This window comes from Nocardioides sp. (assembly GCF_031422975.1).
Classification (GTDB): domain Bacteria; phylum Actinomycetota; class Actinomycetes; order Propionibacteriales; family Nocardioidaceae; genus Nocardioides.
In genome coordinates this window covers 1-7873 of sequence record NZ_JANPEO010000474.1, presented here as the reverse complement: position 1 = coordinate 7873, position 7873 = coordinate 1, and the positions used below count along the sequence as shown (strand labels likewise).

At 70.2% G+C, this 7873-nt stretch carries 8 protein-coding genes; 3 read left to right on the top strand and 5 right to left on the bottom strand.

Going from position 1 to position 7873, the window contains the following annotated elements:
- From RMO85_RS14210 to pdhA, 3 genes are all read right to left on the bottom strand, one after another.
- A partial coding sequence (locus RMO85_RS14210) for a biotin/lipoyl-containing protein (protein ID WP_310529378.1) occupies window positions 1–249 on the bottom strand: 249 nt, incomplete at its 3' end.
- A gap of 1 nt (window position 250) precedes the next feature.
- Window positions 251–1237 (bottom strand): alpha-ketoacid dehydrogenase subunit beta, encoded by a 987-nt coding sequence (locus RMO85_RS14205; protein ID WP_310529377.1) that lies wholly within the window; start codon window positions 1235–1237, stop codon window positions 251–253.
- Window positions 1234–2391 (bottom strand): pyruvate dehydrogenase (acetyl-transferring) E1 component subunit alpha, encoded by a 1158-nt coding sequence (gene pdhA / locus RMO85_RS14200; RefSeq protein WP_310529376.1) that lies wholly within the window; start codon window positions 2389–2391, stop codon window positions 1234–1236. Before pdhA ends, RMO85_RS14205 begins: the two co-directional genes overlap by 4 nt.
- Window positions 2392–2485: 94 nt before the next feature.
- Between pdhA and RMO85_RS14195 the strand changes: the two genes are divergently transcribed.
- Together RMO85_RS14195 and RMO85_RS14190 are read left to right on the top strand one after the other, a co-directional pair.
- Entirely contained in the window at window positions 2486–2716 is a 231-nt protein-coding gene (locus RMO85_RS14195; RefSeq protein WP_310529375.1) for a hypothetical protein, read from the top strand.
- A gap of 176 nt (window positions 2717–2892) precedes the next feature.
- Entirely contained in the window at window positions 2893–4131 is a 1239-nt protein-coding gene (locus RMO85_RS14190; protein ID WP_310529374.1) for a family 43 glycosylhydrolase, read from the top strand.
- A 28-nt stretch (window positions 4132–4159) separates the two neighbouring features.
- Here RMO85_RS14190 and RMO85_RS14185 read toward each other — a convergent pair whose 3' ends face one another.
- Complete coding sequence (locus RMO85_RS14185; RefSeq protein WP_310529373.1) at window positions 4160–5113, bottom strand: glutathione S-transferase C-terminal domain-containing protein; 954 nt, start codon at window positions 5111–5113, stop codon at window positions 4160–4162.
- A 93-nt stretch (window positions 5114–5206) separates the two neighbouring features.
- On the opposite strand from RMO85_RS14185, the gene RMO85_RS14180 reads away from it, so the two are divergent.
- Complete coding sequence (locus RMO85_RS14180; protein WP_310529372.1) at window positions 5207–6682, top strand: glycoside hydrolase family 32 protein; 1476 nt, start codon at window positions 5207–5209, stop codon at window positions 6680–6682.
- Window positions 6683–6842: 160 nt separating this feature from the next.
- Here RMO85_RS14180 and RMO85_RS14175 read toward each other — a convergent pair whose 3' ends face one another.
- Window positions 6843–7865: a histidinol-phosphate transaminase gene (locus RMO85_RS14175; protein WP_310529379.1), complete on the bottom strand. Its 1023-nt coding sequence runs from the start codon at window positions 7863–7865 to the stop codon at window positions 6843–6845.
- Window positions 7866–7873: the final 8 nt, after the last annotated feature.

Genomic DNA, 7873 nt, shown 5'->3' with positions numbered 1-7873 from the left:
GGGCTCGCCCCCCGTGGGCGTGCCCACGGAGATGATCGGCGTACCGACCTCGACGGTCTCGCCCTCGGACACCATCAGCGCCAGGACCGTGCCCTCGTAGGGCGACGGCAGCTCGACGAGCGACTTGGCGGTCTCGATCTCGACGATGATGTCGTTGATCTCGATCTCGTCGCCGACCTTGACCTTCCAGGACACGATCTCCGCCTCGGTCAGGACTTCGCCGACGTCGGGCAGCTTGAACTCAGCCATCTCAGAACTCCAACGAACGGTCGACGGCATCGAGGACGCGGTCGAGGTCGGGCAACCACTCCTCCTCGATCCGGGAGGGCGGATAGGGGGTGTCGAAGCCGCCGACGCGCAGCACCGGAGCCTCGAGGGAGTAGAAGCACTCCTCGGTGATCCGGGCCGACAGCTCGGCGCCCATGCCGAGGTTGACGTGCGCCTCGTGGGTGACGACGACGCGTCCCGTGCGGCGTACGGACTCGAGCAACGGCGCCATGTCCAGGGGGGAGAGCGTGCGCAGGTCGATGACCTCGAGCGACTTGCCCTCGTTGGCGGCCGCCTCGGCCGCCTTGAGTGCCGTCTTCACGGTGGGCCCGTACGCCAGGACGGTGACGTCCGAGCCGGCGCGCACCGTGCGGGCGGTGAAGAGCGGAGCAGGGGTGGCCGACTCGTCGAGCTCGAGCTTGTCGGCGTGATACTGCCGCTTGGGCTCGAGGAAGATCACCGGGTCGTCGCAGGCGATGGCCTGTTGGATCATCCAGTAGCCGTCGACGGGGTTGGAGCACGCGACGACCTTCAGGCCGGGCGTGTGTGCGAACTGCGCCTCCGGCGACTCGCTGTGGTGCTCGACCGCGCCGATGCCGCCACCGAAGGGGATGCGGATGACCATCGGCATCTTGGACTTGCCCTGCGAGCGGAAGGTCATCTTCGCGACCTGGCACACGATCTGGTCGTAGGCCGGGTAGACGAAGCCGTCGAACTGGATCTCGACGACGGGCCGATAGCCGCGCAGGGCCATGCCCACGGCGGTGCCGACGATGCCGGACTCCGCGAGCGGCGAGTCGATGACCCGGTCCTCGCCGAAGTCCTTCTGCAGGCCGTCGGTGATGCGGAAGACGCCACCGAGCTTGCCGACGTCCTCACCCATGATGAGGACCTTCGGATCGTCCTCCATGGCCTTGCGCAGACCCATGTTGAGGCCCTTGGCCAGGGTGATTCTCTGCAGGCTGCTCATGCGTGCTCTCCCTCGAACGACGCGAGGTAGGCCGCGTAGCCGTCGCGCTGGGCGGCGAGTTCGTCGGTCATCTCGGTGTAGACGTGGTCGAAGACGCTCAACGGGGCCGGGTCGGGCAGGGCCTTGCACCCCTCGCGGAGGTGGTGGCCGAGCTCCTTGGCCTCGTCGTCGAGGTCGTCGAAGAACTGCTGGTCGACGAGACCGTTGCGGCGGAGATAGACCTTCAGCCGCTCGATCGGGTCCTTGAGCTTCCAGCGCTCGACGTCGTCGGAGAGGCGGTAGCGCGTCGGGTCGTCGGTCGTGGTGTGCGCGCCCATGCGGTAGGTGTAGGCCTCCACGAGCGTCGGGCCCTGCCCGTCGCGTGCCCGCTGCAGTGCGGCCCTGGTGACGGCGTACGTGGCCAGCACGTCGTTGCCGTCCACGCGGACGCCCGGGAAGCCGAAGCCGAGGGCGCGCTGGTAGAGCGGGATGCGGGTCTGGCGCTCGATCGGCTCCGAGATGGCCCACTGGTTGTTCTGGCAGAAGAAGACGACCGGCGCGTTGTAGGACGCGGCGAAGATGAAGCCCTCGTTGACGTCTCCCTGCGAGGAGGCGCCGTCGCCGAAGTGGGCGATGACCGCCGCGTCGCGGTCGGGGTCGCCGGTGCCGACGGCGCCGTCGCGCTGGATGCCCATGGCATAGCCGACGCCGTGCAGCACCTGCGCGCCGATGACGATCGTGTAGAGACCGAAGTTGTTCTCGGCCGGGTCCCACGCGCCCTGGTCGACGCCGCGGAACAGGCCCAGCAGGTCGAGCGGGTCGATGCCGCGGCAGTAGGCGACGCCGTGCTCGCGGTAGGTCGGGAAGACGTAGTCCTGCGGACGCAGGGCGCGGCCGGCGCCGATCTGGGCTGCCTCCTGGCCGAGCAGCTGGGCCCAGATGCCGAGCTCGCCGTGGCGCTGGAGCGCGGTGGCCTCGGTGTCGATCCGGCGCGTGATCACCATGTCGCGGTAGAAGCCGCGCAGCTCCTCGGCGGAGAAGTCGTGGTCGAACTCGGGGTGGTGGACCCGCTCACCCTCGGGGGTGAGGAGCTGCACGAGCTCGGGGCCGCCGTCCTGCTGCGAAGGTCCGAAGACCTCCACGAGGTCCGGGCCGAATCCTGACGGGTCGCTCATGGCACTCCATTCGCTAGCGGCTGCTCGGGGTCACCGGGCGCACCGACGGCTGTCTGTGGGCCATGGTGCCGTAGGCGTGTGTGACCCCGGCCACATGGTGTCGTCAAAGTTATCCGTCACACCACCCCTGGCGCGAATCCATCCGGCGTCCTGCACCATCACCGGCGGCCTCCGACGAGGCCTGCTGCTCCTGATCGCGCTGCTGCTGGCGGCCGCGCCGGTCCCCCACCTGGCCTGCAAGACCGACCGGGTCCCGTCCTCGATCCGGCTGCTGCCGCTGTTGTGGGGAACCCTGTGCCGATCGAGCGTCCGGCCGGCTGGGTGATGAAGCTGTCGCAGGGCGACTTCACCCGGTCCGATGTACGCCGCCGACCTCGACTGGGTCGACGGGGCGCCGGTCATCGCCGGCTTCCTGCGGTCACGCCGCCTCGGGCCTGTCGGTTTGCGTTGACCCCCCGTCCTCGGGGTATCAAGGAGATGCCTTGAAGGGGGTCTCGGTCAATGCACGCACAGACACATCACCTGCTCCGGTGGGCCGGCACACTGACGGCGCTCGCCGCCCTGCCTGCCCTGCTCGCCCTGTCGACGGTCTCGAGCCCGGCCAACGGCGAGGACGACGCGGGGGCCCACAGGTCGGCCGCGGTCGCACCCCGGCCGTTGATCTGGGACCGTGACTTCGGTGACCCGAGCGTCGTCTTCGACGGCACGAGGTGGTTCGGCGCTTCGACCGGCTTCCGGGCTCGCAGCTCGACCTCCGACTACGACTGGGGCATGTGGAACGCCACGGGCGACCTGCTCAACGGCAAGCCGACCTGGGCGAAGTTCGCCGGCGTGTGGGGCCCGGACCTCGAACAGGGCCCGACCGGCTGGCTGGCCTACTACACGATGCCCTCGCGCGGCCTGCCCCACGAGCAGGATCGCTGCATCGGCGTGGCCACCGCCCCGACCCTGAGCGAGAAGTTCACCCCGGTCAGCAACCGGCCGCTCGTGTGCCCCGACTACTCCACGACCCAGCCCGCCTTCGACCCGGTCGCCGGTCGCGTCGGCCTGCCTCGCCGTGGCGTGATCGACCCCTCGTCCTACATCGCGCCCGACGGCCGCCGGTTCCTGCTCTACCGCACCCAGGGCACGCCGTCGACGATCCGGATGATCCGCCTCAACTCCACCGGTACCGGCACGTTCGGGACCAGCCGCGAGCTGATCCGCGACACCGGCGTCCTCGAGAACCCGATCATGGTCCGTCACGGTGAGTGGCACTACCTGATCACCTCGCGCGGCGACTACGGCGACTGTCGCTACCGCACCATCTGGCGCCGCTCGATGTTCCGGCACCAGGGGTGGCAGGGCACCCGCGGCCACGCGCTGGTGAACCGGCAGAACTCCGGGGTGTGCGGTCCCGGCGGCGCCGACTACCTCGAGGCGACCAGCACCCACGCGAACCGGCTGTTCTTCCACGGCTGGGTCTGCAAGGGCACCAACCTGCCCTGCTACCAGAGCTACCACGGCGCGCAGGACTTCGAGGACGTCGGCAAGCGGGCGCTGTACGCCGCGCGGTTGCTGTGGACCAGGGACGGGCCAGTCCTGTCGGCGTTCGTGCAGGGCCCGGAGCCGGTCCCCACACCGACACCGACGCCGACGCCCACACCGACACCGACGCCCACCGAGACGCCGGCTCCTACCGCGACCACCACGGTCACACCGACAACCACCCCGACGACGACGAGCCCGCCCATCCCCTGACCGGGCAGGGTGGGCGCTGGGGTGCCGGTCAGCGACCGTGCGGCGTCAGCCATCCCGAGAGGTCAGGCCCCATGGGCACGATGCCGGTCGGGTTGATGTCGGTGTGCACGCGGTAGTAGTGCTGCTTGATCTGCTCGAAGTCGATCGTCTCGCCGAACCCCGGCGTCTGGAACAGGTCGCGCGCATAGCCCCACAGCGCCGGCATCTCGATCAGCTTGTTGCGGTTGCACTTGAAGTGCCCGTGATACACCGCGTCGAAGCGGGCCAGCGTCGTGAACAGCCGCACGTCCGCCTCGGTGATCGCGTCGCCCATCAGGTAGCGCCGATCGGCGAGACGCTCCTCGAGCCAGTCCAGGGCGACGAAGAGACGCTCGTAGGCCGCGTCGTACGCCGCCTGCGTCCCCGCGAAGCCGCAGCGGTAGACGCCGTTGTTGACCTCGGTGAAGACACGCTGCATCACCGTCTCCATCTCCGGGCGGCAGCCGGCCGGCCACAGGTCGGGCGCGTCCGGTCGGTGGTGCGCGCGCCACTCGAAGAACAGGTCGTGGGTGATGACCGGGAAGTTGTTGGTGACGACCTCGACCGTCGCGACCTCGACCATCGCGGGCACGGTGATGCCCTTGGGGTAGTCGGGGATGCGGTTGAGGTAGGCCTCCTGCAGCCTTTCGATGCCGAGCACGGGATCGACGCCGCCGGGGTCGAGGTCGAAGGTCCAGCTGCGCTGGTCGTGGGTCGGCCCGGGAGCCCCCCACGAGATCACGTCCTCGAGGCCGAGCAGGTTGCGCACGATGATCGCCCGGTTGGCCCAGGGGCAGGCCGGGGCCGCGATCAAGCGATAGCGACCGGGCTCGACCGGCCATACCGGCACGTCACCTGGGCCAGGGTCGGCGGGGTCGGCCGAGCGGTGACCGGCGAGGATGCGATCGCTGATGTAGTCCATGTCCCGCTCGAAGGCCTTGCCCGCGGTCGTGTAAGCGCCCATGTCACCCCTGACGGTCGTTGCTCGCTCAACCATCCTGCCACGGAAAGGTCACGGCGGTTGACGGGCCGGGTCGGAGCCTCCACGCTCATCGGCGTGCAGACACCGCCGCCCGGCTCCCGCCGTCCCGCGTACCACTTCACGCCCGCTCGCAACTGGCTCAACGACCCCAACGGACTCGTCCACCACGACGGCGAGTACCACCTGTTCTTCCAGTACAACCCCGACGGCGAGTCCTGGGGCAACATGTCCTGGGGGCACGCGGTGAGCCCGGACCTCGTGCGCTGGGACGAGCTGCCGCTGGCGATCTCCCACGACGCGGTCGAATCGGTCTTCTCGGGCAGCGCGGTGCTCGACCGCGCCAACACCAGCGGCCTCGGCACCGCGGACGCGCCTGCCATGGTGGCGATCTACACGTCGGCCTACCTCGCCGACGGCAGGCAGGCCCAGTCGCTGGCCTTCAGCACCGATCGCGGTCGCACCTGGACCAAGTACGCCGACAACCCCGTGCTCGACATCGGCTCGACCGATTTCCGCGACCCCAAGGTGCAGTGGTTCGAGCCCACCCGGAGCTGGCTGATGGCCGTGGCCAGGTCCACCGAGCATCGGATCGCGTTCTACTCCTCGCCGAACCTCAAGGACTGGGCACTGCTGTCCGAGTTCGGCCCTCGGGGCGCGAGCGGCGGCGTGTGGGAGTGTCCCGATCTCTTCGCGCTGCGGGTCGACGACGACGGACCGCTCAGGTGGGTGCTCGTCGTCAGCATCGAGGCCGGCGGTGTGGCGGGCGGCTCGGCGACGCAGTACTTCCTCGGCGACTTCGACGGCACCTCGTTCGTCGCGGACGACGAGTCCTCGATGACGACCCCGCGCTGGCTCGACCACGGCAAGGACTGCTATGCCGCGGTCTCGTGGGAGGACGACCCGGCGGGTCGGCACCTGATCGGCTGGATGAGCAACTGGCAGTACGCCCGGTCCGTCCCGACCGAGCCTTGGCGGGGCGCGATGACCACGCCCCGGCGGGTGTCCCTGCGGACGGTCGGCGACGAGGTTCACCTGGTCCAACAGCCGGTCGATGCGCTGGCGGGGCTGGCCGGGCCGGCCGTCGGGGCGAGGGTCGCGCTCGATCCGGTCCAGGTCACGGGCGCGGGCGCGGCGCCGGCCAGTCCCCTGCCGCGCGCGACGGCATACGCGCTCGAGGCCGTCATCGACCCCGGCGACGCCGAGCGCGTCGGCTTCCTGGTCCACGTCGGCGACGGCGAGGCGACGCGCATCGGCTACGACACCGCGCGGGCCTCGATGTTCGTCGACCGCACCCGCAGCGGCAACGTCGCGTTCAGCGCGGACTTCGCCGGCGTCCAGCACGCGCCCCTGGGCCTGCACCGGGGCAGGATCCGCCTGCAGATCCTCGTGGACCGGACCTCGGTGGAGGTCTTCGGCGGGATCGGCGAAGTGGTCATCACCGACCAGGTCTTCCCGGGGCCGACGAGCGACGGGCTCGAGATGTTCAGCGAGGGCGGGACGGCGACGTTCGAGAGCGTGACCGTGCGGACGCTGGCACCGCACCCCGGATGACCCCTGCTCGCCGACCCGGAGGTGGATCGGGCGCCGCCGGAGCCCGCCGGAGCCCGCCGGAGCCCGCCCGGGCCCGCCCGCATGTAACACGTTGTTCGGTGCACTTCTGCGCCGTTGCAACAGCGTGGAAGAGCACCGGACAGCGTGTTACATGGGCCAGTCAGCGGGGGAAGGTCTGCGCCAGCGTGATCAGCCGGTCGTTGGCCTCGGTCTCGCCGATGGACACCCGGGCGCCCTCGCCGGCGAAGGGGCGTACGACGATGCCGAGCTCGTCCGCCGCAGCGGCGAACTCCGCCGTGCGCTCCCCCAGCGGAAACCACACGAAGTTGCCCTGCGCCTCGGGCAGCTCCCGGCCCGCGGCGCGTACGGCGGCGACGACCCGGTCCCGTTCGGCCACCAACGCGTCGACCCGCTCGAAGAGCGCATCGGAGGAGGCCAGGGACGCGATCGCCGCGGCCTGGGCGACCGACGAGACGCCGAACGGAAGCGACACCGCGCGCAGCGCGCCGGCCAAGGGAGCCGGGCCGACGGCATAGCCGACGCGGAAGCCGGCCAGCCCGTAGGCCTTGGAGAAGGTCCGCGTGAGCACCACGTTGGAGTGCGCGCGGTAGGTCGCGAGCCCGTCGATCGCGTCGTCCATCCGGACGAACTCGAGGTAGGCCTCGTCGACCACGACCAGCACGTGTGGTGGCACCTTCGCCAGGAATGCGTCGAGCGAGGACTGCGTGACCGCCGGTCCCGTGGGGTTGTTGGGCGTGCACACGATGACGACGCGCGTGCGGTCGGTGATCGCTGCGGCCATCGCGTCGAGGTCGTGGCGCCCGTCGGCGAGCACCGGCACCTTGACCGACACGGCGGCCGCGGCCGTGGCCGCGATCGGGTAGGCCTCGAAGGATCGCCAGGCGTAGATCACCTCGTCGCCCGGCTCGCAGAACGCGTTGAAGAGCTGGTAGATCAGCGCGACCGATCCCGTGCCGGCCGCGAGGTCCTCGACCGGCACGTCCAACGACGAGGACAGGGCGGCGTACAACGCCGAGTTGCCCATGTCGGGATAGCGGTTCATCGCCTCCGCCGCGCGCATCGCGGCCTCGACGACGCCCGGGAGCGGCGGATAGGGGTTCTCGTTGGAGGAGAGCTTGTAGGTCGTGAGGCCGGGTCTCGGCGTCGGCGGCTTGCCCGGCACGTAGGTCG

Coding starts and splice junctions, on each gene's coding strand:
- RMO85_RS14205 (WP_310529377.1), bottom strand. CDS start 1,237: ATGAGCAGCCTGCAGAGAATCACCCTGGCCAAGGGCCTCAACATGGGT.
- pdhA (WP_310529376.1), bottom strand. CDS start 2,391: ATGAGCGACCCGTCAGGATTCGGCCCGGACCTCGTGGAGGTCTTCGGA.
- RMO85_RS14195 (WP_310529375.1), top strand. CDS start 2,486: ATGGTGTCGTCAAAGTTATCCGTCACACCACCCCTGGCGCGAATCCAT.
- RMO85_RS14190 (WP_310529374.1), top strand. CDS start 2,893: ATGCACGCACAGACACATCACCTGCTCCGGTGGGCCGGCACACTGACG.
- RMO85_RS14185 (WP_310529373.1), bottom strand. CDS start 5,113: ATGGGCGCTTACACGACCGCGGGCAAGGCCTTCGAGCGGGACATGGAC.